General features: G+C 44.2%; 27 protein-coding genes and 1 tRNA gene. 22 read left to right on the top strand and 6 right to left on the bottom strand.

The annotated features are described in order from the left end of the window. The first annotated feature begins 173 nt into the window (after nucleotides 1–173). The 6 genes from KIO97_RS13765 to KIO97_RS13740 all read left to right on the top strand — a co-directional run bounded on the left by KIO97_RS13765 (nucleotide 174) and on the right by KIO97_RS13740 (nucleotide 6,700). Nucleotides 174–1,145, top strand: coding sequence for a cytochrome-c peroxidase (locus KIO97_RS13765; protein ID WP_285383011.1), 972 nt, complete (start codon nucleotides 174–176; stop codon nucleotides 1,143–1,145). Beyond that, the gene (locus tag KIO97_RS13760) at nucleotides 1,138–3,501 is read left to right on the top strand and encodes an ATP-binding protein (protein WP_285383010.1); all 2,364 of its coding nucleotides are present in this window, start codon (nucleotides 1,138–1,140) and stop codon (nucleotides 3,499–3,501) included. Before KIO97_RS13765 ends, KIO97_RS13760 begins: the two co-directional genes overlap by 8 nt. Nucleotides 3,502–3,620: 119 nt before the next feature. After that, nucleotides 3,621–4,088 (top strand): OsmC family protein, encoded by a 468-nt coding sequence (locus tag KIO97_RS13755; protein WP_010647090.1) that lies wholly within the window; start codon nucleotides 3,621–3,623, stop codon nucleotides 4,086–4,088. Nucleotides 4,089–4,311: 223 nt separating this feature from the next. Continuing rightward, a complete protein-coding gene (locus KIO97_RS13750) occupies nucleotides 4,312–5,322 on the top strand; it encodes a DUF2804 domain-containing protein (protein ID WP_285383007.1) in 1,011 nt (336 codons plus the stop codon). A 9-nt stretch (nucleotides 5,323–5,331) separates the two neighbouring features. Beyond that, nucleotides 5,332–6,189 (top strand): sterol desaturase family protein, encoded by an 858-nt coding sequence (locus KIO97_RS13745; RefSeq protein WP_285383006.1) that lies wholly within the window; start codon nucleotides 5,332–5,334, stop codon nucleotides 6,187–6,189. A 103-nt stretch (nucleotides 6,190–6,292) separates the two neighbouring features. Next, nucleotides 6,293–6,700, top strand: coding sequence for a hypothetical protein (locus KIO97_RS13740; RefSeq protein ID WP_045403205.1), 408 nt, complete (start codon nucleotides 6,293–6,295; stop codon nucleotides 6,698–6,700). 184 nt (nucleotides 6,701–6,884) lie between these two features. Here KIO97_RS13740 and KIO97_RS13735 read toward each other — a convergent pair. Then, nucleotides 6,885–6,959 (bottom strand) — tRNA-Gly (locus tag KIO97_RS13735). Nucleotides 6,960–7,284: 325 nt separating this feature from the next. Between KIO97_RS13735 and KIO97_RS13730 the strand changes: the two genes are divergently transcribed. The 3 genes from KIO97_RS13730 to KIO97_RS13720 all read left to right on the top strand — a co-directional run bounded on the left by KIO97_RS13730 (nucleotide 7,285) and on the right by KIO97_RS13720 (nucleotide 9,076). Next, a complete protein-coding gene (locus tag KIO97_RS13730) occupies nucleotides 7,285–7,803 on the top strand; it encodes a DUF4136 domain-containing protein (protein WP_285383003.1) in 519 nt (172 codons plus the stop codon). A 137-nt stretch (nucleotides 7,804–7,940) separates the two neighbouring features. Beyond that, nucleotides 7,941–8,459, top strand: coding sequence for a hypothetical protein (locus KIO97_RS13725; protein ID WP_285383001.1), 519 nt, complete (start codon nucleotides 7,941–7,943; stop codon nucleotides 8,457–8,459). Then, the gene (locus tag KIO97_RS13720) at nucleotides 8,399–9,076 is read left to right on the top strand and encodes a DedA family protein (RefSeq protein ID WP_005431873.1); all 678 of its coding nucleotides are present in this window, start codon (nucleotides 8,399–8,401) and stop codon (nucleotides 9,074–9,076) included. Before KIO97_RS13725 ends, KIO97_RS13720 begins: the two co-directional genes overlap by 61 nt. Before the next feature lie 85 nt (nucleotides 9,077–9,161). Here KIO97_RS13720 and KIO97_RS13715 read toward each other — a convergent pair whose 3' ends face one another. The 3 genes from KIO97_RS13715 to KIO97_RS13705 all read right to left on the bottom strand — a co-directional run bounded on the left by KIO97_RS13715 (nucleotide 9,162) and on the right by KIO97_RS13705 (nucleotide 10,833). Continuing rightward, nucleotides 9,162–9,479, bottom strand: a complete 318-nt coding sequence (locus KIO97_RS13715; protein WP_285382999.1) for a hypothetical protein — start codon at nucleotides 9,477–9,479, stop codon at nucleotides 9,162–9,164. 94 nt (nucleotides 9,480–9,573) lie between these two features. Then, on the bottom strand, nucleotides 9,574–9,981 hold the full coding sequence (locus tag KIO97_RS13710) for a hypothetical protein (protein WP_080768359.1): 408 nt from the start codon (nucleotides 9,979–9,981) through the stop codon (nucleotides 9,574–9,576). Between the two features lie 210 nt (nucleotides 9,982–10,191). Then, nucleotides 10,192–10,833, bottom strand: a complete 642-nt coding sequence (locus KIO97_RS13705) for a murein L,D-transpeptidase catalytic domain family protein (protein WP_038888350.1) — start codon at nucleotides 10,831–10,833, stop codon at nucleotides 10,192–10,194. Nucleotides 10,834–11,407: 574 nt separating this feature from the next. On the opposite strand from KIO97_RS13705, the gene KIO97_RS13700 reads away from it, so the two are divergent. Then, nucleotides 11,408–11,845 carry an NUDIX hydrolase gene (locus tag KIO97_RS13700; RefSeq protein ID WP_045370862.1) on the top strand — a complete coding sequence of 146 codons (438 nt, stop codon included), beginning with the start codon at nucleotides 11,408–11,410 and terminating at the stop codon, nucleotides 11,843–11,845. A 314-nt stretch (nucleotides 11,846–12,159) separates the two neighbouring features. Further along, a complete protein-coding gene (locus KIO97_RS13695; protein ID WP_005431866.1) occupies nucleotides 12,160–12,915 on the top strand; it encodes a 5'-methylthioadenosine/adenosylhomocysteine nucleosidase in 756 nt (251 codons plus the stop codon). 92 nt (nucleotides 12,916–13,007) lie between these two features. Here KIO97_RS13695 and KIO97_RS13690 read toward each other — a convergent pair whose 3' ends face one another. Further along, nucleotides 13,008–15,344, bottom strand: a complete 2,337-nt coding sequence (locus KIO97_RS13690) for a bifunctional diguanylate cyclase/phosphodiesterase (protein WP_285382993.1) — start codon at nucleotides 15,342–15,344, stop codon at nucleotides 13,008–13,010. Nucleotides 15,345–15,884: 540 nt separating this feature from the next. On the opposite strand from KIO97_RS13690, the gene rbsD reads away from it, so the two are divergent. The 10 genes from rbsD to KIO97_RS13640 all read left to right on the top strand — a co-directional run bounded on the left by rbsD (nucleotide 15,885) and on the right by KIO97_RS13640 (nucleotide 24,717). Then, nucleotides 15,885–16,304 carry a D-ribose pyranase gene (rbsD, locus tag KIO97_RS13685; RefSeq protein ID WP_038888346.1) on the top strand — a complete coding sequence of 140 codons (420 nt, stop codon included), beginning with the start codon at nucleotides 15,885–15,887 and terminating at the stop codon, nucleotides 16,302–16,304. A gap of 24 nt (nucleotides 16,305–16,328) precedes the next feature. Beyond that, nucleotides 16,329–17,834: a ribose ABC transporter ATP-binding protein RbsA gene (rbsA, locus tag KIO97_RS13680; RefSeq protein ID WP_285382991.1), complete on the top strand. Its 1,506-nt coding sequence runs from the start codon at nucleotides 16,329–16,331 to the stop codon at nucleotides 17,832–17,834. Next, the gene (gene rbsC / locus KIO97_RS13675) at nucleotides 17,831–18,814 is read left to right on the top strand and encodes a ribose ABC transporter permease (RefSeq protein WP_005431792.1); all 984 of its coding nucleotides are present in this window, start codon (nucleotides 17,831–17,833) and stop codon (nucleotides 18,812–18,814) included. Before rbsA ends, rbsC begins: the two co-directional genes overlap by 4 nt. A 91-nt stretch (nucleotides 18,815–18,905) precedes the next feature. Continuing rightward, nucleotides 18,906–19,784 carry a ribose ABC transporter substrate-binding protein RbsB gene (gene rbsB, locus KIO97_RS13670; RefSeq protein ID WP_285382989.1) on the top strand — a complete coding sequence of 293 codons (879 nt, stop codon included), beginning with the start codon at nucleotides 18,906–18,908 and terminating at the stop codon, nucleotides 19,782–19,784. Nucleotides 19,785–19,986: 202 nt separating this feature from the next. Next, on the top strand, nucleotides 19,987–20,904 hold the full coding sequence (gene rbsK, locus KIO97_RS13665; RefSeq protein ID WP_285382988.1) for a ribokinase: 918 nt from the start codon (nucleotides 19,987–19,989) through the stop codon (nucleotides 20,902–20,904). Nucleotides 20,905–20,921: 17 nt separating this feature from the next. Continuing rightward, a complete protein-coding gene (locus KIO97_RS13660; protein ID WP_285382986.1) occupies nucleotides 20,922–21,929 on the top strand; it encodes a substrate-binding domain-containing protein in 1,008 nt (335 codons plus the stop codon). Between the two features lie 135 nt (nucleotides 21,930–22,064). After that, nucleotides 22,065–22,283 carry a hypothetical protein gene (locus tag KIO97_RS13655; RefSeq protein WP_285382984.1) on the top strand — a complete coding sequence of 73 codons (219 nt, stop codon included), beginning with the start codon at nucleotides 22,065–22,067 and terminating at the stop codon, nucleotides 22,281–22,283. 157 nt (nucleotides 22,284–22,440) lie between these two features. Further along, on the top strand, nucleotides 22,441–23,178 hold the full coding sequence (gene pnuC / locus KIO97_RS13650; RefSeq protein ID WP_285382982.1) for a nicotinamide riboside transporter PnuC: 738 nt from the start codon (nucleotides 22,441–22,443) through the stop codon (nucleotides 23,176–23,178). A 4-nt stretch (nucleotides 23,179–23,182) separates the two neighbouring features. Next, nucleotides 23,183–23,914, top strand: a complete 732-nt coding sequence (locus KIO97_RS13645) for a nucleoside phosphorylase (protein WP_285382980.1) — start codon at nucleotides 23,183–23,185, stop codon at nucleotides 23,912–23,914. A 122-nt stretch (nucleotides 23,915–24,036) separates the two neighbouring features. Then, the gene (locus tag KIO97_RS13640) at nucleotides 24,037–24,717 is read left to right on the top strand and encodes a Crp/Fnr family transcriptional regulator (protein WP_045403172.1); all 681 of its coding nucleotides are present in this window, start codon (nucleotides 24,037–24,039) and stop codon (nucleotides 24,715–24,717) included. Between the two features lie 84 nt (nucleotides 24,718–24,801). Here KIO97_RS13640 and KIO97_RS13635 read toward each other — a convergent pair whose 3' ends face one another. Continuing rightward, entirely contained in the window at nucleotides 24,802–24,957 is a 156-nt protein-coding gene (locus tag KIO97_RS13635) for a DUF3012 domain-containing protein (RefSeq protein ID WP_005431817.1), read from the bottom strand. Between the two features lie 244 nt (nucleotides 24,958–25,201). On the opposite strand from KIO97_RS13635, the gene KIO97_RS13630 reads away from it, so the two are divergent. After that, the gene (locus KIO97_RS13630) at nucleotides 25,202–26,110 is read left to right on the top strand and encodes a siderophore ABC transporter substrate-binding protein (protein ID WP_285382978.1); all 909 of its coding nucleotides are present in this window, start codon (nucleotides 25,202–25,204) and stop codon (nucleotides 26,108–26,110) included. Nucleotides 26,111–26,119: the final 9 nt, after the last annotated feature.

Genomic DNA, 26,119 nt, shown 5'->3' with positions numbered 1-26,119 from the left:
TTTGTCTTTTCGACAAGTGATGTTTGATATTCAAGTGAGTGAATTAAACGAGATCGAGACCAGAATAATCAATGACTTATGAGCGGGGATTCAATATCTAAATAGGAGGTAATGGAAAAAAGCTAGAAAGCAACTAAGTTCATATTAAGAGGTCGGGTAAGGAAATCCCAGCTATGAAGATAAAGCTTACTACTAAAGTGTTATATGGATGTTTATTAATGAGTTTTAGTGCTTCAACTTTAGCAGGAGTACAAAATACAAAAATCAATACCAGCTTAGTTCCTCCTCTCGAAGGCGATCCCAAGGTTGACTTTCAACTGGCTCGTGTTGGCTGGCATTTATTCAGGGACCCAAAACTGTCATCGAATGGCAAGATCAGTTGTGAAACCTGCCATAACCTATCCACTAATGGTGCAGAACAGACGCAAGTTTCTACTGGAGTACATGGCGTTGGCACTCGTAATTCAATCTCCGTTTTTAACGCGGCTTTAAATTATCGGTTCCTGTGGGATGGCACAGCAAATTCGTTGATGGCTCAAATCGACGGACCTGTCCAAAACCCTTTAGAAATGGATTCTAATTGGGAAGAGATAGAAAAGTATGTTCAAGCTAATTCGTTATATAAATCTCTATTTGGGCAAGCGGATAAACGCATTAATGTGACCAACATTAAGCTTGCAATTGTGGAGTTTGTTAAAGGGCTCCAGACGCCAAGCTCTCCATTTGATGCGTATTTACGCGGTGATACGGACGCTATGAATGAACAGTCAATAAGAGGGTGGACGGCCTTTCAGCAAGTGGGCTGTGTTCAGTGCCACCAAGGGCGGAATATTGGCGGGTCAATGATTCAGCAGTTTAGTTATTTTCAAACGCGAGAAAAAAAATTTGATACGGGGCGACATTTAAGAACCTCTGATGGAGAGGATAAATTCTATTTTCGTGTGGCAAGCTTGCGAAATGTGGGGCAAACCGGGCCTTATTTTCACAATGGGCAAGTTGATAAACTATCGGATGCTATTCAAATTATGTCACAGGTCCAGTTGGGGGTAACGATGAGCGACGACAAAGTGGCAGATATCGAAGCCTTCCTCATGACGTTAAGTTCCCCAAGGCCTGCAATTTTGGAGGTGTTTGAAAATGAATAAATTTCGCTTAGCTAACGCCGCCTTGTTCGTCATTATTACCGTGATGGCGGTTCTGGCGTGCATGACTCATGTTAATTCAAGAAATACTCAAGCGGTATACACATCGCTTTCTGAGATTGGTCACCATTTGATAGAGGCTCGGGATAGCGTGGTTAATCCCTACTCGATCCGAGAGCGGAGGAATTATGAAATCACGCATAGTTTAGTTGAGCTAGAGCTTGCTTCTGAACAATTGATTTCTGATTTCAAACAGTCGATTTGGTTTGATATCACGTCCACTAGGTTACGTGCACAAAGTATCGTTGTTCAGTTTGATGGCAAAGTTAGAGATGCGACTCAATCGTTAGACATGCTAATTGGTGTCCAGGTTGCTAATCAATACGAATTACTCACATTACATAACATTTACAAAGACCAATTTAGTGCCCAAACCGATGATATATGGTTGGAAGAGCATTATTTTGACTTTTTAACCAATGCAGCGTTACAAGGCGATAACCCCCAGAGCCAGAGTATCTCATTATTTTTGAATAGACTGCGTCAAAGCGAGCGCAAGATAGAGTTGCTTACCAACAGGATTCTAGAAGGCCATTACTTTGAGTTTGTTGAGTATTCTGAGCATCAGTTACTTGAAATCGCGCAACGTGAATCCAGGCTGACGTGGCTGTTTGTTCTCCTGTCCATTATCTTATTAGTGACGGCGTTTGTGCTGCAAACTCAACATCGTGTGAATAAGCTCAAACATCTCAATGACGAGTTAATAGAAGCGACAGAGAAAGCGGAGCGCGCAGCCAAAGCGAAGTCACAATTTTTAGCGACCATGAGCCATGAGTTAAGAACACCAATGAATGGGGTATTGGGGATCTCACAAATCATTGCCAATGAAACTCAAGAAAAAACAACCAAAGAACATGTGAAAATAATCTTGGACTCCGGCCAGCACCTGATGACGATTCTCAATGACATATTGGATTTTTCTAAAGTGGAAGAGAATAGACTGGATTTAGAAGCGGCACCTTTTAATTTGTTGCAAGTGTTAACTCCCGTTTGTAGCGCGATTCAGCCGCTTGTTGAAGAGAAAAATATCCAGCTTTATGTCGAAAATGAAGTGCCTGACACTATCGAGTTTAAGGGGGATTGTGCCCGTGTCCGCCAGATCTTGTTTAATCTCGCAGGCAATGCGGTGAAGTTTACTGGCGATGGGCACGTATTGATTCGGACTGAGCTTGATGAGCAAAAGCGATGTCTTCTTATCTCAGTCAATGATACTGGTATCGGTATTCCGGGAGATAAGCAAGGTTGTATTTTTAACTCGTTTGAACAGGCTGATACTTCTACCACGCGTAAGTTTGGCGGAACCGGGCTTGGTCTTGCGATTGTCAAAAAGCTCACGGAATTGATGAGTGGAGAGATTAAACTCAAAAGTGTTGAGAGCATTGGGACTCAGTTTGTAGTGGAGCTTCCTATTCCTTGGATAGAGAAAGAAATGCCAACAACACAAAACACCGCAGTTAAACAACAACGGGAGAGTAAACGTAATCTTCACATTCTCCTTGCGGAAGACAATCGAGTGAACGCGATTGTGGCGAAAGGCTTTTGTGAGAAGTTAGGACACACGGTTGAGATTGCCGAAAATGGTTTGATTGCGATTAAGAAAGCACAAGAACACCAATATGACTTGATATTGATGGACAATCATATGCCAGAGATGAGTGGGGTTGAGGCGACGCGCTTTATTCGTGAAAGGCTTGGTATCAACACCGTATTGTTTGCCTATACTGCCGATGTATTTAGAGAAGCGCACGACAACTTCATTGAAGTGGGGGCAGACCATGTCCTGACTAAGCCGCTGCAGCGTGAGAGTTTTTCTGATGCGCTCAAGCAGTTCTCTTCTCGTTTACCTGTCCAGAATTATGAAGTATTAGAGCAGACTGAAAACGTGATTGAGTTGCACCGTGAACCGATTGAGAAGCTGAGGCTCACGGAAGAGGAGTTAACTCAATCAGAGATGTTAGAAGTGCTGAAAGAAGATCCTGATGCACGTTTAGATTTGCTTGAAACCATTGTGAACGACTTCGAAAAGTCGGTTGATGAGTTAATTGAGTATTTCATGGCTGAAGACTTAGCGCCACTTTATAGCACCTTGCACACCACTAAAGGGATGGCGTTGAATCTTGGATTAGATACGCTAGCGAATCAGGCTCTAGAAATCGAAACTCAAGTGAAGAACAAACAGATACCTGATATTGAGCAACTGCAGAAACTGATTAACCGATTGCAAGTTAACGTACACCAAGGGCAACGCTTGATTGACCGATGTCGGACGCGTCAAGCGGATTCAAATCAAGTGATTTAGTTGCGCGAGAGCTGTATTTGCTACCTTGTGGGTGGGAGTATGCGACGGACTGTGGTTTACTTAGTTCTCTTTTGGCATCTTCTCCTTTTGGGGACGCGACGACAGGGCAGGGAATTGCAATGAGTCAACACACCGCAGTGATTAAGTGGCAGCGTCAAACCGACGAAATCTTCAGTGATAATCAATACAGCCGAGCGCACGTTTGGCAGTTCGACGGCGGGCTTTGTGTTCCTGCTTCACCATCTCCTCATGTTGTCCCGCTGCCTTTATCAGTAGCAGAGAATGTGGACCCAGAAGAAGCGTTTATTGCGGCACTTTCAAGCTGTCATATGCTGGTCTTTCTCTCTATTGCTGCTAAGCGTCGTTATGTGATTGATTCCTACGTTGATGAAGCGGTGGGCGAGCTGACTGCAGGAGAAAATGGCAAAGAGTGGGTTTCAAAAGTAACGCTTAGGCCAAACATTGTCTTTTCTGGAGACAAACAACCGACGCGTGAACAGTTAGAAAAAATGCATCACATGGCACATGAAAACTGCTTTATTGCCAACTCCGTGAAGACTGATGTCGTGACAGAGTTATTGGATTAGAAGAGTGATTCATTAAAAGCTTTCCGAAGGCAGGCACTCTTGCCTGCTATTAAACCCAAGTTAAAGCTCTAATTAACCGTTTGATAGTTTGAATATGGGTGACTGGTCTCACGTTTCCTTTCATTTAACGCCGATATGTGGGCCAATCTTGTGCAGTGGCGCAAACTGTACGTTGTTAAATTAATGTTAATATCGAATAGTGTGTCATTGATTAATAGCGAGCATGGATGTGCAAACACCTTTGAATCCCTTTATTCAAGCGAATGGATTACCCCAATTGGGTCATTTAGCATCGATTCCCGAATCGCTTCAGCTGGATGCGTTTCAGTATCTTAATGAGATGGATCAGCCTGCATCGAGTTGGCGTAAGCGATTCGACTATAAGCAGTTCCAGTTCGTCTCGATCGTGACAGATAAATACATCATTGGCGTCGCGATTGCCGATATTCGCTATTTGGCGTCTGGCTTTTGCTATGTGTTCGATACGGAAACCCATGAACTTGTTGAGCAGCAGTGGCTAAAGCCGCTTAACATGGGCTATCAAACACAGCCTTCTAGTTGGAACAGCCAAGCCTATCTCGCTAATGACGCCATCCGGTTCAACATTGAAAATGGACTCTGGCGTATACAGCTTTCAACAGACCTTATTCAAGCTGACTTTAGATTAAAACCTGAGTCAGAAAGCTTGCCTTTGATGCTCTGCACACCAACCGCGTATTCCGGTTGGACCTACACCCAAAAACACAACGCACTCGCTGTTCAAGGTGAAATGAGCGTGAAAGGGCAACCACAAGATTTAACCAACGCAGTTGCTGGGTATGACTTCTCTGCCGGCTATATGCGCAGAGAGACCAGTTGGCGATGGGCGAGCATCAATCACCAAAGGGAAGGCAAACGGATAGGACTGAACCTTGCGGCTGGTGTGAATGAAACTGGGTACTGTGAAAACGTCATTTGGATTGATGGAGAACGCCACTTGATGCCGCCTGTGCAATTCGAGTTTTCTCGCATGCATCAAGAAGCGTCATGGCGAATTACCTCACAAGACAAGCGCATCGACTTGATCTTCAAGCCTAAAAATCAACGATCAGAGAAAAAGAACTTTTGGCTTTTGAAGAGTAACTTTCGTCAGTTTGTCGGTTACTTTTCGGGCTATTTGATTGATGACAATGGCAATAAACACGAACTCGATGAGGTGATGGGACTCACCGAAGATCATTACGCGAAATGGTAGGAACGGACTATGGAATGGTCACAGATTACGGAACATCCTGATTTATTGTTGATGTTGCTCGCGCCAATATTCTTTCTTTGTATTGCGGCAGAATATTGCTTTGGGCAGCGTGGTGGTCGATTACCTGAGAGTGCGCGATATTACTTGCCAGAAGTCGTGTGTAACTTTGTGTTGGCTGGGCTTCATCAAGCGACAGATATCTTAACAGGGCTGCTGATCGCTAAACTGTATTTGTGGTGGTTTGGTTGGCGCTTGTTTGATATCGAGATGACGGTTTCTACTTTCCTCTTACTCATGGTATTGCAAGATTTCTTCTATTACTGGTTCCATCGAGCAAGCCATCGTATCCGTTGGATGTGGGCAGCGCACGTGGTGCACCACAGTTCAGAGCGTATGAACTTCAGTACCGCATTTCGTCAAAGCCTAATGTACCCATTAGCGGGTATGTGGTTATTCTGGTTACCACTGGTCATTATTGGTTTTGATCCTAAATGGGTGGTGTTTGTTGTGCTGCTCAACCTTGGTCTGCAATTCTTTGTTCATACTCAGTCAATTCGTTCCCTTGGACCTTTGGAGTGGGTCTTCAATACACCATCCCACCACCGCGTGCATCATGGAGTGAATCGTCAATACATTGATAAAAATTACGCTGGCGTGCTGATCATCTGGGATCGCATGTTTGGAACATTCGAGCCAGAAGTAGAAACCGTCCGTTATGGCATCTCAAAACCCGTTAACAGCTTTAATCCTATTACTGTGACGTTCGCGGAATGGAAAGACATGTTCAAAGAGGTGACTCGTCCCAATTTGTCTTGGCGTCAGCGTTGGCGGTGCTTGTTTGCTCCACCGTCTGATACGATTGAGTAACGGTTCTGAATGATTAACTAAACGTCGTACCGTTAACTCTTGACAGTGCTCGGTGATATTGTTTTAATGCGTACGGTGTTTTGTAAGTTTTAAGGAACGGACGATGACATTTAATCGAGTTTTCTCAATCATAACGATGACCGCCGCTATGCTCAGCTCTGGGTACGCAAATGCAACGCCTGCTTTTAATGCAGAGCAGTTGTGTAAAGCAGGCTTGGCACTGGCTATTGATAAGCAGCCTCGCGGGATTAAATCCGCGGGAACATCGGGTCAACGTATTTTGCTGGCTTTGAAAAATGGCAAAAACGATTGGGATTACCGCTGCACGGTGAATCGTCAGAATCGTACGTTAAAGATTGATGCTAGAGACTTGAAGCGAAATGACAAATACTTCGCCCAAGCAATACGTTATCGCGTCAATGAAGGGAAGCGATCGGTTGAGGTCACCATGAAGAAACGCGCTGGTGGCGGGCTGAAAAACGACACGTTCACGACACTTCAGTTGGATTAACCCCAAAGATATGGGGAACATAATAACGAAGACGCGCCCCTGCACTCTGCAGGGGCTTTTTTATGCCTGCGGTTAGAGGTAGCAAATACAGAGACCGATTACAGCCACAGCATGATAGCAATGAAGTACGAATTTAAAGGATATTTTAGGGGACTGATTAAGAAGTTAGCTTAAGGAGAAAGCTTGGAGCGGGCAGCGGGAATCGAACCCGCATCATCAGCTTGGAAGGCTGAGGTAATAGCCATTATACGATGCCCGCGCATCGATAGGACTCATTCAATATGCCAGATTGAGTGCAAAAGAAAAGTCTTTTTTGCTCAATAAGTTGCTTAGTGAGTAAATAAATACCGATTCGTTCAAAAAGCGCACAGTGCTGTTGGCGATATGTCGCTCTGAATACGATTTCACTTTCTTTCTCAACCAGTGTTTTACTCTGTTCTTACTCTCTATTGCGTCTTGAATTTGAACACTTGGCATTCATGGTCAAGACTAAATGTTGAAATGATTCAATATTTTCTCAGGTTCGTAAGATTAAATACCACAACTTGCCGAGAGAGACCGGCGTGATAGAGAGGAGAAAGAGTATGTGGAAAGGTTTATTGGCAACGCTGTTTGCTATCTCGCTGGTCGCTTGTACCACGGTAACGACCGATGTCGACAAGCAAGCGGATTTCTCATCCTACAAGACGTTTGATTTCGGTGAACAATCAGACACCCCAACCAGTTTGGATGCTCGTCGCATTGAGCAAGGGTTGGCGGCTCAACTGGAATCCAAAGGATTGTCGCGCGTGAAAAGCGGGGGGGATCTGTACGTGCACCACGACATCATCAAGGAGTCGGAGATAGTGTCTTCTGGTTCAAGCTTTAGTGTAGGTTACGGTTGGAACAGCTTTGGTGTGGTGACGTCCAGTCCAGAGCGTTATAAGGAGAAGAAGTACGGCAAATTAGTCGTTGAGCTTGTCGATACTAAAGCCAATCAAGTGGTGTGGAAGGGGGTTTCTAGTCGTAAACTCACCGAGTCTATGAGTACTGAAAAACGCGAAGAGTTGATTTCGGAAGAAATCACGAAAATGTTTGAAAACTACCCTTACGGCAAAGAGTAAATTCAAGGTTAGATTATCGTCTAATTGCGCCAATAATCATTTGCAAAACGCTCTTTTTATTATCGATTAAGAATTTGAATTGCAAATTTGCACGCACGGAGTTACAACAGCGTATCGTTGTGGTTTAGGTGAATTCTGTGCGTGCTTACTTAGTCTGTGTATTAGGACTCTTTGTTGCGCTGATGGCTTTTGGGTTGAGTCAGGCTTCACCGTCACCAAAAATCTCCTACGCTGTCAGTTACACCTCTTCATTGATCGATGGTGAGGCACATCTAGAGAAAGCCCCGTTTTCTCCTTCACGTAAAGTCGCTGCGAGTTTATTAAGCCGCAACGCACTCCGCGTTAACCATTCCAATACATCGCCAGAATCGGACGATTTCGATGTGCTGCCTGCACGTTGGCTAAATGACGTGCAGGATTTCAATAAACGCGAGTTTACTGACGTAGCGTTGCCTGTTATTCAAATTTTTTATTCGCACTCCCAATATCGGCTGGGGGCAGGGCAAGAGTCCAACCTGATCTATCGCTTTATTCATGCGCGGGAATTCCTATTCATTAATTTTCGAAATTTGATTGTGATGTTTAGGAGTTTGTTATGTTTGATTCAATTACGCAGGTGCTGTTTGCTTTGTGGCACCAAGACTTTACTGCACTGATGGCACCAGGTAGTGCAGGGCTTATCTACTTTGTAGTGGGGGCGCTTATTTTTCTCGAGAGTGGTTTTATTCCCGCGGCACCTTTCCCTTGTGACAGTGTTGTTGTGCTTTCTGGCACTTTAGCGGCGGTGGGCGTACTAGACCCAGTGATGATCATGTTGGTGATCGTGGTGAGTGCGGCAATGGGCAGTTGGGCTGCGTACCTACAAGGTAAATGGTTAAACCGTTTACCAAAGGTGCAGGGGTGGGTAAATGCAGTGCCAGCAAAACGCTTGGAGCAAGTTGACATGTTACTTGGTAAGCATGGCTTAATTGCATTGTTCTGCGCGCGTTTTATTCCTGTTGTTCGCTCTTTGCTGCCTTTAATGATGGGCTTGCGCGTTAATCGCGTGAGTAAGTTCCATTACTTCGCATGGTTGAGTGCAATTCTATGGACGCTGCTGCTTTGTGGTTTAGGTTTATTATTGCCTCTACTTCCAGAGAAGCTTAACAAGATTGTGACCATGGGGTTGATGGCTGCACCGGTGATTACCCTGACTATTGCCATTATGAGCTTTGTATTGGTGAAGGTGCGTAAGGCTTGGGGTAAATCGAAAACCACGCCGCAATTGCCATAGTCGTATAAACCTGAAGCTCGAAAAGCAAAAAAGGCGCGATGATCGCGCCTTTTTCGTTCTCTACGTAAGTTGAATTGAGCGTGAATCAGTAGCCATTCTTGTAAAGGTATTCGCCTACTTCTTTACACTCAGTTTTGTAGAGCTGTTCTATCTTGGTCTCATCCATGCCTTTTGCTTTGAATTCGGTCTCTGCCGAAGATAGCTGGCTGAATGTGTAACCACGTTCTGCCATTAAGTAATGACGAAACATTGCACGGTGCTCAGGAACGGCAGTTCGGGTGTTAGATGCATTGGCACACTCCATCAGAGAGCTGTTGCTCATTTCTTCTGGTTTTGCTGCTTGCACTGTTGTTGTGAATAAAGTGATAAGCGCCAAAGTGGCAATAGTCGCGATTTTTTTCATAATCAGGATCTCGAGTTAATTCAGTCTTCAGATGAGATCATCCATGGCTGGTACTGACGGTTTCCATATTGTGTCAGTACAGTCAATGTGCGAACTAAGTGTCGCGACTGTGTGTAAACACGTACAGTAAATTAGCTTGCTTCCATCCTGCGAGGTGGTACGAGCGAGTCTGTGTGACTACATCGGCAGTATCGGGTAAAGGCGTCGCTTTGAGCGCAATATCCAATAATGATGGAGATAAGAACGCGACCAATAGGTGATAGTCGGGCGTAATATTTAGGGGTAACTCGCCATCGTTACCGGATGTGCGGCGACAAGGGAGTAAACCAAGTAAATCACGTTTTAGGTGTCGAAAGTAGCCGTCTGGACTCCAAGAGTCACGACTATTCCAAGCACGATAAGGCGCTTTTATTGCGTGATAATCGTGTTGGGTTAGCTTATCGAGCTTTTCTGAATATGAGTAATGGGCTACTGAGAATTGCTGATTTTGCGTTGCAAGTATTTGCCCTGAAAACAGGGTGAGTGATAACAAAAGCAAAAGGCGAAATACGTGAACCAAAACTAACCCTAAAACACTATGGAATCGATATTCGTTTGCTGCCTGAAGGTGGCGCTTGCGTATACTAACGACTTGCTGAAAGGATGAACAGTTTTTTGTCGGATTAAAAAAGGGAGCGTATCCGCTCCCTTTTCAACATTCGGTCAAGAAACCTTAAGCGCTAGCGTAGATAACACTGCCACCTTTAATGGTGTCGATGATTTCTCGTGATAGCTTCTGTGGCAGAGCGGGGCAACCCCAACTGCGACCAAGATAACCATTCTTCTTAATAAAAGAAGGGTTCGCGTAGTCCGCACCATGAACCACGATGTAACGTTCTCGTGCTTTATCGTTCACCCCTGATGTCAGTCCATCCAAGCGAAGTGAATAACCGTTAGAACCATAGTATGTGGTATCGGTTAAAAATGTTCCCAGGGAAGTCTTACGAGAGTTCACAACATTAGAGAACTTCGTTGCAGTCTTCTTGCCGCTGTTTACGCCGTGAGAGACATAAGTGTTAAAAATGAGCTTCTTCTTGTCCAAATCGACCACATAAAAGCGTTTTTCAGTAGATGGTTTACTGTAATCGATGATGGTCAAAAGTGGCTTTTTGCGGTCTGAGGTTTTCTTATAAGCTAAGAACGCATCATTGAATAAACTGAAGTCAATGACGCCTTCCAACTTGGCTTCTTTATATGTTTTTTCAACAAGTTGTTTAGTGGCTTTCGTTTCCGTCGCTTTACCTGAATGATGAGCAAAGGCAAAAGGAGAAACTGCCAACGATGTCCATATCAATAATAATAATAGCTTTTTCATTTGTACTAAATAAAACTCTTGGTGCAACAAATTTAGTGATTGCTTCGTGCAGTCACTAATACAGCATGTACATCAATTTAATTCTATTCTCAATGTTGCCTATTATGCGTAGTGACACCTATTACTCAAATACACTTTGTATTTAGTAAAGATAATCCAACTAACTGGCTGAATTTAATCAACATTGAGAGGTTAATCGATGACTTTAAAAATCTTCAGAACAAATACTAGCTGATTTAGCTAATTAATAAAACTGCGTTTACCAACATTTACTGAGCAGGATATTTAATAAAACATCGTTTAATTATAGTTTGAATAAAAATGTTGTTTTAATTCAATGGACTTATTTCTAACTGGGCATTCGACAAAAATTTTTTAGACTGTGATCCTAGTCGTAACAAATCATGACTGAATAAAGGTTAATGTATTGATAGCGACTATGGATTGCTGAGCATATTCAACCAAACGGCCAGCTAGATTGTTGTATATCGTCAAGTTATTCGTGTTCACCATTCACATCATCCAAACTTTTTGTGTTAGCGTGCTATAAAACCGTTAGCAGAAGGCATTGAAGATGGAAGTTCATGAGTGTGTATCATTTATCCTAGTTAAGGGTGATCAAGTGTTATTAGAAACACGATCGAAGGATAAGGACTCTGACCCAGGTATGATTGCAATACCTGGTGGGCATATGGAGAAAGGTGAAAGCCAACCAATGACATTGCTTAGAGAGCTAGACGAGGAGTTAAATATCAAACCGCAAAGGTGCGGGTATTTGTGTTCTTTATATCATCCAACCACAGAGCTTCAATTGCTTCATTATTATGTAGTCACTGATTGGGTTGGCGATATTCAGAGCTTAGAAGCAGAGTCTGTAAATTGGTATCCAATAATTAATGCGCCTGTTGCTACGGAAGTGGATCGCATCGCCTTAAGTGAATATCAAAGATTACAGAGTGTATTAAAATCGGTATTTAATAATGGGTGCTCAATAAATAATATTTGTGGATAGTTATAATATTTTTAATTAAAAATAAAATGGAAATTATATTGGAAATGAAACGTTGCTGAAGAAGAAATTAAGTAAATTATGAAATGTTAACCAGAATAAACTTTTCTTTCAGTAAGTTATGCCAACCGTTAGCGCAAAAGAGCGTGTCGCTTCTTCAATGAAAACCAAAAATGGCTAAGTCTTTCTCATTAATTGAGAATTTCTTAGCCAATCAGTACGCCCTGGTTAATGCAAACGATTGCTCGATTTGGGATGTGTTGTATAATCTGCGTCGCGTCACATTTTGGTGACGCGTATTACATTTCAGGATTCCCATGTTGAAGAAATCTCTTGCTCTAATGCTTGCTGCGTACTCACTGCCTTCCGTTGCAGGTTCGACCATCGGTATTGTCGGTGCGATGGATGTCGAAGTTGAAGCGCTATTGCCAAAAATCCAAAACCAACAAGTAAAAAAAATTGGTAGCCATCGCTTTTACACGGGTGAGTTAGAGGGTAAAACCGTTGTCGTGACGAAATCTGGCGTAGGTAAAGTCAATGCAGCGATGACGACAACCCTTCTGATTGAATCTTTTGGTGTTGACCAACTGATCTTCACGGGCATTGCTGGTGCAAGCGACCCGAAATTGGATCCGCTAGACGTGGTCGTTTCTACGCGTTTGGTGCAACACGATGTGGACCTGACAGCATTTAACATGCCGAAAGGCTTGCTGCCTGATTATGAAGAGCGCTACTTCTACGCTGATAAAACACTGCAAAAGTATGCGTTCGATGCCGCGGTTGACACACTTGGGAAAGAAAGTGTTTATCGAGGCATTATCGCATCAGGTGACCAGTTCATCGCGAGCAAAGTGAAGGTAACCGGCATTTACCAAGAATACAACGCGATGGCGGTAGAAATGGAAGGCGCAGCACTAGGTCAAGTTGCAGACGCTTTCAATGTACCTTACGTGGTGATTCGCACGATCTCTGATAAAGCGGATGGCTCAGCAGATGTTGTGTACTCAGATCTGAAGAAAGCCACCGCAGATAACTCTGCAAACATTACTCTGAATATGCTGAAACGCATGTAATTGAAATAGGTCAGGCAAGCTTTTCCTAGCCGAAACAAGAGGAAAAAGCAGCACTTAGCGTGCTGCTTTTCGTTTGCGGTATGTTTTACCTACTAAGCGATATGTGTGCTTTTAAATGGCTGATCATTAGCGGACTTCCACCAATGGCCGAGCTGTTCTTTGTTCATCGGCTTACCAAATAAATAACCCTGCATAAAGTCACAGCGGTAAGATGAAAGCCATTCGTGCATGACATTATGCTCAATGCCTTCTGCCGTCACTTTCTTATTCTGTGCGTGGCACAGTTCTATAATTGGTTTAATGACATGACCATTGTCGGTGTTCATTAAGGTCAACAAGAACTCTCGGTCAAATTTGATTTTCTGTACTGGGTACTGCACTAGTTGTGTCAAAGAAGTATAACCAGATCCAAAGTCGTCTATTGCCAGTTTGTAACCCAGCTTCGATAACTCATCGAGTAGGGCAGTACCTTGCTTGTCAGACGCGAAAGTTTCGGTAATTTCTAGCTCAATACAGCGAGTAGGCACACCATTCCGTGTGGCTTTTTCATGGATGAATTCTGCCATCGACAGCGAGTTCAGTTCCGCAGACGATAGGTTGATAGACAAAATAATGTCTTTCCCAAAGATGCTTTTCAGCTGATGGTATTCTGACATAGCATTCGCGAATACCCAGCGGTCAATCTTTTCGAACAAACCAGTTTGTTCAGCAATAGGGATGAACTCGTTTGGTGGTACTGAGCCGATCCCGTCTGCTTCCCAACGTAATAGGACTTCCAAGCCTTCTATCTCGTTGGCATTACTGTTCATGTATGGTTGGAAAACAAGATGAAACTCTTCTTCAACGTTGGCCTTGCGCAATGCGCGTTCAATTTGGCTGCGACGTTGAGCCTCGATATTGAGCGCTGCAGAGTAGTAAGCGTATTGGTTTTTACCCGCGCGCTTAGCTTGGTACATTGCCGCGTCTGCACTAGACAAGAGCTTAGCGATATCACCACCATCTCTTGGATATTGAGCGATACCCACGCTGGCTGTCACCGGAAACGAGTTTTTCGCTGACTGAGTTAAGTTATTAATTGGCTTGAGCAACTCCGCGGCAAACAGATCGGGTAATTCGCTGTTTTCTTGATTTGAGCTGAGTAGGATTGCAAATTCATCACCGGATAAACGTGCCCCGAAACATGGGCTATTGTACTGCTGAGTAAACTTCTGGCACGCACTTCGGATGTGTTTGGAGAAGACCTGCAATAACTTGTCACCCAGTTCGTGACCGTATTTGTCGTTGACGTATTTAAAGTTATCTAGGTCGATATAAATCACCCAAAGCTGATCTGAGGGTTCTGCCAGCTCTTGGCTTGCAAGCTCATGGAAGCGGTGGCGATTAGCCAGTTGAGTTAAGTGATCAGTTTCCGCTAAACGCTTAGTTTTGTGGTAGACGTTGTTCAGCTCTTCGTACATATCAAAGAAGCGGGAAGAAAGGCGCCCAATCTCATCATCAGTATCGAGCTTTTCAATATTAGTGCGTTTGTTGGCTTCGATTTCTCTCAGCTGTTTGTCTAGCCTAGAGACTGGACTCAGAACATAGCGGTACAGGACTAAGACAATCAAAGTAATGGTACAAAAAGATGCGATACCAAAAGACAATGCTAGCTCTAACCAGACCTTATCGACCTTATCCCACATCAGATATTCTGCTGGCGATAAAATGGCATAGAAGTGAGGCAGAAACTGGATGGTTTGAGCAAGGGGAATATCTAAGATAATCGGCTTATCTGAAAACGTAATCACGCTGTGCGTATCAAACTCAATCTCATGCTTGATATCATTAAACGCTTCGAGTGAGACAGACACGATAACAAAGAAAACATTCTGTGGGTCGAAGCTTAAAGGGTGCTCTCCGGTACGTTTATCAAACAGCTCGTATTGCAATAGAATGCTCTGTCCGCTGCTGTTGTAAATAAAGCCGGTATGGCTTACGTCTCCATTAGTTTTAAAGCTTTTGTCGACATACTCAAGGATCTTGGGGTCGACTCGACCGTTTGATTCGTAATATTGATTTTCGGTGTAGTAGAGAAGGTCTTGCCTACCGTCGAGGATCGCCATGTTTGCATCCCCTCGATACCCGTGACTGAGTACCTCGATGGTTTCATCTAAACGTTTGAACAGTTGCCTCTCACGATAGTGGTTATCATGATTCACAAAATAATCTTGCAGCACCTCGCTTTTACTCAAGGTGTAGGCATAGCTGTTAAGAAAAATATTGGCTTGGCGAAACTGACCAGCTAGCTTTTCCATTTGTAGCTGGATATAGCTGTCTTCCCTTTTGATTAGCGTGACTTTTTGAATGCTATAGATGATGTAACTCGACACCAGCGCGCTAATTAGAATGACAGGGGCGACAAGCAAAACGACTCTGTTGCTTAATTTCATGTATTTCTTACTTTCCGTTTGTGTCCTTACAAACGCTTCTAACCTAATGGTTTTTACCAGTTGGTTCTCACCTAAGGTATCGAACGGATGATGATACTTTCCTTGTATTCGAGGAAATTGTAAGGGTGTGTTTTTCGAAAGTCAGTGAGGTTTCCGATATTTGTGATGTCGTGTGAGGTTTTTTCATGTTCATAGGTACCACCGTCTCATAATTTGAACAGATTGTTCCAGTTGAAAACACGCTAACTAATTTGTTCGGTTTACGAATTCAGATTGATAACGAACGGAAAGATAATTTTTCCTTGTGTAAAAATACCATCGAAACGTTTCGATGATGAAGTGTGACCTCAATATCTTTTTCTTAATCAGTTAGCACTCAATTACGGATCATTCTCACACCTTATCGATCTGTGACTGGTCAATTCTTTTTGGCGTTCTATTATTGCATCGAAACGTTTCGATGAGTGTTTTGTCAATATAGAAATCAATCCAAAAGACACACTCACTGTTGTATGAACGTGTAACCGAAAGGTCGATGAGATGAAAAAAAGTACCCTAATTAACTCAGAAATTTCTTACTTGGTGGCGACGTTGGGTCATACCGATGAAATCACCATTTGTGACGCGGGCTTGCCAATCCCTGACCATGTTCAACGCATTGATTTAGCGTTGACTCATGGCGTTCCTGGTTTCCTTGATACCGTTCGCGTGATTCTGTCTGAGTCCCAAATTGAAGGGGTCATCATTGCTGAAGAATTCGCAAAAGTTAGTCCTGTTCACCATGATGCGCTGATCACTGAGCTAGCAAAAGAAAGCGAGCTAACGGGTAAGCAAATCGCGATTAACTATGTATCGCATGAAGATTTTAAAGCTCGCACAGAACAAAGCCGCGCTGTCGTTAGAACAGGCGAGTGCACACCGTATGCGAACGTAATTTTCCAAGCTGGCGTGGTGTTTTAAGCCACAACTAATTGAGGACAAATTATGACTCAAGCCATTCTACAACTCAGCGACATCGAGAAAGCTTTCCCGGGTGTTAAGGCGTTGGATAAAGCCAGCCTTAATGTTTACTCAGGTCGCGTGATGGCGTTGATGGGCGAGAACGGGGCCGGTAAGTCGACCTTGATGAAAGTGCTTACGGGCATCTACCACATGGATGCAGGAAGCATTAAATATCAAGGTCAGCCAGCCGCGTTTAAAGGTCCGCGTGATTCTCAAGAAGCAGGCATCAGTATTATTCACCAAGAATTGAACTTGATCCCGGAGCTGACGATTGCCGAAAACATCTATCTAGGTCGTGAGTTTACCGGCACGATGGGGCGTATTCAGTGGGGCAAAATGTATGAAGAAGCAGACAAGTTGCTTCAACGCCTTAACGTAAAGCACTCTTCAAAAACATTGCTTGGTGATTTAAGCCTTGGCGAGCAACAAATGGTGGAGATTGCCAAAGCGCTGTCTTTCGAATCCAAAGTCATCATCATGGATGAACCAACGGACGCGTTGACCGACAAAGAGACGGAATCGCTGTTTAAAGTGATTAACGAACTTCGTGACCAAGGTTGCGGCATCGTTTATATCTCACACCGCCTGAAAGAAATCTTCGAAATCTGTGATGACATTACTGTGCTACGTGATGGTAAGTTCATCGGCGAGTGCGAGGTTAAAGACACCAACGAAGACGGACTTATCGAGATGATGGTAGGTCGTAAGTTGGAAGAGCAATACCCGCGTATCGATGTGAAACACGGCGATGTTTGCCTCGAAGTGATTGGCTTGACTGGTTCTGGTGTTCACGACATCAACTTCACCCTTCAACGTGGAGAAATCCTTGGCGTATCAGGTTTGATGGGCGCAGGTCGTACAGAGTTGATGAAGGTGATTTACGGAGCGCTACCAAGTGAGCGTGGCGTCATCAACTTAGACAACAGGACCATTAACCCGGTTAGCCCACAAGATGGCTTGGCGAATGGCATTGCTTACATCTCTGAAGATCGTAAAGGTGATGGCTTGGTGCTGGGGTTATCCGTGAAGGAAAACATGTCTTTGTGCGCGCTGGATAAGCTCACCAAAGGTTTCCAAATTCAACACGGTGAAGAAGTTGTGGCGGTTGAAGACTTTATCAAACTGTTCAACATCAAAACGCCAACCCGAGACCAAATCATTGGCAACCTTTCTGGTGGTAACCAGCAGAAAGTGGCCATCGCAAAAGGGTTGATGACCAAACCTAAAGTTCTGATTCTGGATGAGCCAACTCGCGGCGTTGATGTAGGCGCGAAGAAAGAAATCTATCAGCTAATCAATAAATTTAAAGCCGACGGCATGAGCATCATCTTGGTTTCATCTGAGATGCCAGAAGTGCTAGGCATGAGTGACCGCATCATGGTAATGCATGAGGGTCGAATTACTGGCGAATTTGATGCGAAAGACGCCGACCAAGAAACACTACTCGCTTGTGCCGTAGGCAAGAAGATCAATGAGGAAGCAGCATGAGTACTAATACCATGAGCAAACCAAACGAAACGGGCAGCAAGAAGCTGTTCACCAAAGAATGGCTGATTGAGCAAAAGTCACTGATCGCATTGATTTTCTTGATTGTTGTTGTGTCATTTTTGAACCCAAACTTTTTTACGGTAGACAACATTCTTAACATCCTTCGTCAAACCTCAGTCAACGCGATCATTGCAGTTGGTATGACGCTGGTTATTTTGACCGCTGGCATTGACCTAAGCGTAGGATCTGTACTTGCACTATGTGGTGCCTTCGCGGCGAGCATGATTGCACTAGAAGTGCCAGTGCTTATCGCGGTTCCAACAGCATTGTTCGCTGGTGCAGCTCTAGGAGCGATCAGCGGTATCATTATTGCCAAAGGTAAGGTTCAAGCCTTTATCGCAACGCTGGTTACCATGACGTTACTACGCGGCGTAACCATGGTTTACACAGACGGTCGTCCTATCTCTACGGGCTTTACTGACACAGCAGACGCATTTGCATGGTTCGGTACAGGTTACGCTCTTGGTATCCCAGTTCCAGTTTGGTTAATGGTGATTGTCTTTGCGGCAGCTTGGTACCTACTGAACCACACTCGCTTTGGTCGCTACGTGTACGCACTTGGTGGCAACGAATCAGCAACGCGACTTTCTGGTATCAATGTTGACCGTGTGAAAATTGGTGTATACGCCATTTGCGGTATGTTGGCAGCGCTTGCAGGCATTATCGTGACGTCTCGTCTGTCTTCAGCACAGCCAACTGCGGGTATGGGCTACGAGCTAGACGCTATCGCAGCGGTTGTTCTTGGCGGTACTAGCTTGATGGGCGGTAAAGGTCGCATCATGGGTACCTTGATTGGTGCTCTAATCATCGGCTTCTTGAACAACGCGCTGAACCTACTCGATGTTTCTTCTTACTACCAAATGATTGCGAAAGCAGTGGTTATCTTGCTAGCGGTACTGGTAGACAACAAAAACAAGTAATCCATAACAACTAATACATTAAAGCTAAATCCTGAATACAAACCGAGCCAGAGGACGTGTGCTGGCTCACCCTACACAAAGGACTAGAACGATGAAAAAACTCGCAACTCTTATCTCTGCTGCTCTTCTTTCTTCAACCGTATCGGTAGCGGCGCAAGCTCAAGATACCATGGCGATTGTAGTTTCTACGCTAAATAACCCGTTCTTCGTAACGATGAAAGACGGCGCAGAAGCGAAAGCGAAAGAACTGGGATACGACTTGATTGTACTGGACTCGCAAAATGACCCGAGTAAAGAACTATCAAACATCGAAGACCTGACGATTCATGGCGTAAAGGCGATTCTGATTAACCCAACAGATTCAGACGCTGTGTCAAACGCGATTCGTATGGCGAACCGTTCTAAGATCCCTGTGTTGACACTTGACCGTGGCGCGAGCCGTGGCGAAGTAGTGAGCCACATCGCTTCTGACAACGTAGTTGGTGGTGAAATGGCGGGTCACTACATCATGGAAAAAGTAGGCGAGAAAGCGAAAGTCATCCAACTAGAAGGTATCGCAGGTACGTCTGCAGCACGTGAGCGTGGTGAAGGCTTCATGACAGCAGTGAAGGGCAGCAACATGGAGCTACTAGCAAGCCAACCTGCTGATTTTGACCGTACTAAAGGTCTGAACGTAATGGAAAACTTGCTTGCAGCGAACCCAGACGTACAAGCGGTATTTGCTCAAAATGATGAAATGGCATTGGGTGCGCTTCGTGCAGTACAAGCATCAGGTAAAGACGTACTTATCGTTGGCTTTGACGGTACTGACGACGGCATTGCTGCTGTTAACCGTGGCAAGCTCGCAGCAACTATCGCACAGCAACCAGATCTTATTGGTGCGTTGGGTGTAGAAACTGCAGCAAAAGTATTGAAAGGCGAGAAGGTTGAGGAGTACATTCCTGTTCCGCTTAAAGTCGTGACTAAGTAAGTTTAACGCCCGACTCAGTGATTCTTTTTGCTGAAGTAACGGAATGACCCAATGAGTGTGTTGGGTCATTCCAAGCAACGAAAGCGGTACGTTAGAAAACTGAATCTATTTGAATCGTAATACGCTTACGTTTTTGCAAAGAGCGTAAACCTATTACTCCTGTTCAAATATAAAGGGTTCATTCAGAACCGAGGATAACCGTATGAATAAGTTAGTGGTGTTAGGTAGTGTAAACGCTGACCATGTTCTTCAAGTGCCTTCTTTCCCTCGCCCTGGCGAGACGCTGCATGGTCGCAACTATCAAGTTATCCCAGGTGGCAAGGGTGCCAACCAAGCTGTGGCGGCAGCTCGATTAAACGCAGACATCGGTTTTATTGCGTGTGTTGGTGATGATTCGTTCGGCATCAACATTCGTGAGAACTTCAAAATGGATGGCATCGATATCACTGGTGTGAAGATGCAGCCAAACTGCCCAACAGGCATTGCCATGATTCAGGTGGCGGACAGCGGTGAGAACAGCATTTGTATCTCCGCAGAAGCAAACGCAAAACTTACCGCAGAAGCGATTGACCCCGATCTAGAGCGCATTCGTCAGGCAGATTACTTATTGATGCAATTAGAAACGCCAATGTGCGGCATCGAGAAAGCTGCGCGAATCGCGAAAGATGCCAAAACCAACGTGATTCTAAACCCAGCACCAGCTCGCGAACTGTCAGATGAATTACTGTCTTGTATTGATGTCATCACACCAAATGAAACGGAAGCGGAAGTACTCACAGGCGTGACGGTAACAGACGATGATAGCGCACAAGAAGCGGCAAACATCCTGCATTCGAAAGGCATTGAAATCGTCATGATCACGCTCGGTGCGAAAGGGGTGTGGTTGAGTCAAAATGGTCGTGGTGAAATCATTCCTGGCTTCCGCGTAGAAGCAACAGATACCACTGCGGCGGGCGATACGTTTAATGGGGCATTAGTCACTGGTTTATTGGAAGACTTACCTTTAGAATCAGCGATTAAGTTTGCCCACGCAGCAGCTGCGATCTCAGTAACTCGCTTTGGCGCGCAAACCTCCATTCCAACCCGTAAAGAGGTTGAGGAGTTCCTTGAACAACAATAATCAAAAGGAGAGATAGCATGGCAACGATGAAAGACATCGCAAAACTGGCAGGGGTTTCCACCTCAACTGTGAGCCATGTTATTAACAAAACTCGCTTTGTCAGTGAAGAGATCTCGGAACGAGTCAATAACGCTGCCAAAGAGCTCAATTACTACGCGCCGTCTGCTTTGGCGCGTAGCCTCAAAGTAAACCGCACCAAAACCATTGGTATGCTGGTTACTACCTCAACCAACCCATTCTTTGGTGAAGTCGTAAAAGGTGTTGAGCGCAGTTGCTACCAAAAAGGTTACAGCCTTATCCTTTGTAATACCGAAGGCGATAACGAGCGCATGCGTGAATCTATCAATACGTTGTTGCAAAAGCGCGTTGATGGTCTGATTTTGATGTGTTCATCGTTAGAAGGGGAGCGTATTGATGTATTCGAACGTTACCCTGATATCCCGGTTGTAGTGATGGACTGGGGCCCTATGTTGTTCACCAGCGATAAGATTCAAGACAACTCACTTCGTGGTGGTTATCTGGCAGCGAAACACCTTATCGACTGCGGCCACAAAGAGGTAGGCTGTATCACCGGCCCATTAATTAAGCACCAAGCGCAGATGCGTTATGAAGGCTACAAACGCGCGATGCTCGAAGCAGAACTTGAGTTTAATGCAAACTGGATTGTTGAATCTGATTTCGAATGTGAGGGTGGTTATCAAGCCTTCAAGAAAATGGTGGAACGCGGCCCGCTACCTAGCTCGATCTTTGTCTCCAATGACATGATGGCGATGGGCGTTATCAATGCAGCTAATGAACTCGGTATTCAAATTCCAGAACAGCTTTCTATCATAGGTTACGATGATATTCATATTGCGAAGTTTATGTCGCCTTCGCTTACCACGATTCATCAGCCTAAATACCGCCTTGGACAAGCCGCAGTAGAGACACTGTTACGCAAATTGGACGAGAAGTCTGATGAAGCTCAGGTTGTGCAATTAGAGCCGACATTGGTGGAGAGAAACAGCGTAAGGCTTTTAATTTAGTCAATAGACTACAGTTGCACATGTGATGTTTTGCTAGAAATTAGTAATCAATGATTTCTCTTTACCCATTAACACCTTAGTATCAACATTCATTATAAATACAAATGTTAATTATTTGATCGGTGGATTAGCAATATGTTGTCAAAGGGATACGCGAAGTTCTCGGTGAAGCACCCATGGCTTCATCGAATGAACGTCACTGTGGTTGCGTTTATTTTCTTGTTAAGTTGCTACCAGCTATTAGCGAATGAAGCTTTTGAATTCTCGATAGGTTTTGTTGTAACGCTACTCGCAACATTATTATTTGCTTCAGCATCTGCGTTCAAGAAACGTTACTCGGGGTTTGAGTCTTAAACCGCTAAAGCGTGGCGAATAAAACTGGGCACTTTAAAGCAAGTATTGATCTGATTTATGATCGGGTACATCGAAGGGAGGACAAATGTCCTCCTTTTTGTTTGCTGCGACACCATAAGATGAGCGCACCCCAAGCACAATAATAAAGGACATCTTCATGGACCTATTTGCCCTGTTAGACATCAACAATACCCTCGTAAACATTCCTATTGGTGATGGCTACGCAATGAGTTGGATCGAAGCCTTTGGTACGGTTTTCGGTCTGCTTTGTATTTGGTTTGCGAGCCAAGAAAAAACCATTAACTATTTGTTTGGTTTGCTGAATGTAACACTTTTTGCCGTTATCTTTTTCCAGATTCAGCTTTACGGATTGCTTCTGCTTCAATTGTTCTTCTTCTGCGCCAATATTTATGGTTGGCATGCTTGGACAAGACCAAATGCACAAGGTGAGACATTAGAGGTGCGCTGGTTAAGCAAACAGAAGCTGATCGCGACAGGTTCAGTAAGCATTGTTGCGATTGCCCTATTAACCATCTATATCGATCCATTCTTTTTTGCGTTGGCTAACATTGCCGTTGATACGTTAAATGTATTCGGTGCAGGTTTGTCTGAACCTGTGTTGGAGCCAGATGCTTTCCCATTCTGGGATGCAACCATGACAGTTCTGTCTATCGTGGCGCAAATCTTGATGACACGTAAGTACGTTGAGAACTGGATTCTTTGGGTCGTAATCAACATCATCAGCGTTGGTATTTACGCAACACAAGGCGTGTACGCAATGTCGGTTCAATACGCGATTCTCATGTTCATTGCAGCAAATGGCACTAGAGAGTGGGCACGTAGTGCGAAGCGTAATGGTGACAAGACTCTAACTCAAGCGACAGCGCAAGGTTAAGCCAATGATGAAACAACCTCATATTGGCGTAGACAACACCCAAATAGCGCCTCGAGTGATCGTCTGTGGAGAACCAGATCGAGCAAACCGTATTGCCGCATTGTTTGATAATGCAGAATTGGTCTCTGAGAACCGTGAATATAGAGTGTTCACTGGCACATACCAAGGTCAGCAAATCTCAGTATGCAGTACAGGTATAGGCGCTCCTTCGATGATCATTGCGGTGGAAGAGCTAAAACAGTGTGGTGTGACAGACGTGATTCGTGTGGGATCGGCTGGTGCGATGCAAAAAGGCATTCAACTCGGTGAGTTGATAGTGGCTGAAGGCGCCGTCAGAGACGAAGGTGGCTCGAAAGCATACGTTCGCTCTTCGTATCCGGCTTACGCAAGCTTTTCGTTACTGAAAGCGCTGGACAGCTATTTGGCCGAAAAAGAAGCGCGCTATCATTTAGGTTTGGTTCGCTCCCATGACAGCTTCTATACCGACGACGAAGAAGCGATTTGCGAATACTGGAACAAGAAAGGTATTCTCGGCGCGGATATGGAAACCTCGGCGCTTTTTACCGTCGGTCGCCTGCGTGGTCTAAACATTGCTTCTATCTTGAACAATGTCGTCCTGTATCAACAAGATGTTAAGGAAGGCGTAGGGCAGTACGTAGATGAAGCGCAAGTGATGATGGAAGGGGAGCGTTTAGCGTCTTACGCTGCTCTTGAAGCCTTAATTGCGCAGAGTTAACTGGATCACAGCTTAGTTAATTTTTGAAGCGGCACTTTGGTGTCGCTTTTTTATTGGCTGTCATCAAACGATTCTAGCGAGTACAATCTATTTGAGATTGTTGTCATTAAAGAGAAACTCACGTGAAAATCAGCCCTTACCCAACCGGACGTTTCAAAAGCTTTTTAGAACAGAAAAGTGCTGAGTTTCGCGACTTAATCTATCAATGCCAAATCGGCAGTCGATACTTCGACTCTGGTGAAGAGATCCTTCGCCAAGGTGAGCAGCTTCAATATCTGTATGTGGTGCCAGTAGGGCGAGTTTCGATGAGTATCATTGCAGCCAACGGTCGCCGGTTCCAGTTAGGTGAAGCCAATTGCGACTATCATATCTATGGTGAAATGGAGTACTTCACGCAAACGCCTTGCCAATGGAACGTGGTCGCAGATGAACATATGCAAGTGGATATTATCTGTATCCAAAAACTGACTGAGGCACTGCACCAGCAACCTGACATGATGTTTTTCTTTGCTTCTGCTTTGGCAGAGGATTATCAAGATTCAATGGATATCTATACCAATCGCTTGTTACACCCAATTACTTACAACATTGCTTATGACTTGCTCGTACAAAAGCAGACCAACACCTTGCTGGGTGGGTTTGACAAGGTAAACCAAGAAGCGGAAAGATTTGGCACGTCAGGACGCGTTTATCGTCGAGCGGTAAAAGATCTGATGGACAAAGGTTTGATCAGAAAAGGCGAGCAGGGGCTTGAGATTGTTGATGAAACGGTACTAAAAACATTTCTTGATGCCTACGAATAACCCACAACGTTTGAATTCCGAAATACAATGTTGTGGGTCATCATGAGCATTTTTTGCTTAGAGCGATAAGCGCTTACTTCTGAATTAGAAAACGCAGTGCTTAGCAAAGTCAGATGCTTCGTTTGCTGTCCATTCGCCTTTTGGCTTTTCTTTCATGTCGTTACACCATGCTTCACTACCAACTTCAGTACAAGCCATCAATTGTGCAGCGACAAATAAAACCAATGCTAACTTCTTCATTATCTAGTCCTTTCTAGTGAGTCATTTCAATCTAGTATAAACATTCACTGAGTTGATAAATATCAAAATGACAACTTTGCGCTTACCGTCTCAAATTCGATATCTGTATGGTGTAATTTGTTGATTTAATAAGCCTATTTAGAAGTGTAACGAATGTAAAGTTATCGAATAATTGGTTGAATGCCTGTTTGAGTAAGGATATATTGCGAATGCGCATGATAACGGATCTCATTAAGGCTTAAAAATGGAAAAACTCGTCAGTGCGGCAATTCTTTCGCTGCTTATAATTTCACCTTCTTTTGCTGCAACCGTCAAAATTGACCATTACATGGGAACGACAGAAGTTGAACAATCCCCCAAACGAGTGGTTGTGATTGGCTTTGGCCCACTCGATATGCTGGATAGTTTTGGCATCGATCCAGTAGCGGTATCGAACGCCTCCCATCTTCCAAAGTACTTATCTAAATACAGCAAGACTCATTACACATCGGCAGGTAGTCTTTTCGAACCAGACTTTGAAACCATCTACATGCAAAAGCCGGACTTGATTTTGGTTGGTCCTCGCGGTTCGTCAAAATACGATGATTTAAGTGAAATAGCACCAACAGTTGTACTCGCACCAGGTGAAAACGAAGGCTACTGGCAGGGCACAAAAGCGCAATGGCGCAACGTTGGCAAGATCTTCAATATGGAAGAAAAGGTTGAACAAAAAATTGAAAACCTGGATGCACAGTTCAAGGCGATTCGTGATTACAACCAAACCAACAATAATGATGCACTCACAATTCTAAGCATTGGTGACAACATCAGTGCATTTGGTGCGAAATCTCGTTTTGGCGCGATTTACTCAGATTTTGGCTTTTCAGAGACTGTGGATAATCTCAAAACGGGCACACATGGTGACGTCATTTCTTATGAGTTTATTCGCGAAGCCAACCCGAAAAACATCCTCGTTATTGATAGAAACGCACTTCACGCAAAGTCTGACAATGACCTTGCTAAATCGCTTGATAACGATTTGGTTAAAGCGACTTCTGCATACAAGAACAAGAAAATTACCTTCCTAGATGTTGATGCTTGGTACTTAGCTATGTCGGGTGTGACTGCAACGGAAAAGATGGTGAGTGAAATTAAACACACGATCGAACTTTAAGCCAAGCTA

The organism is Vibrio sp. B181a (assembly GCF_030248375.1).
GTDB classification, from domain to species: domain Bacteria; phylum Pseudomonadota; class Gammaproteobacteria; order Enterobacterales; family Vibrionaceae; genus Vibrio; species Vibrio campbellii.
Note: the sequence above shows the minus strand (reverse complement) of the source record. Positions and strands in the feature narration are given on the sequence as shown.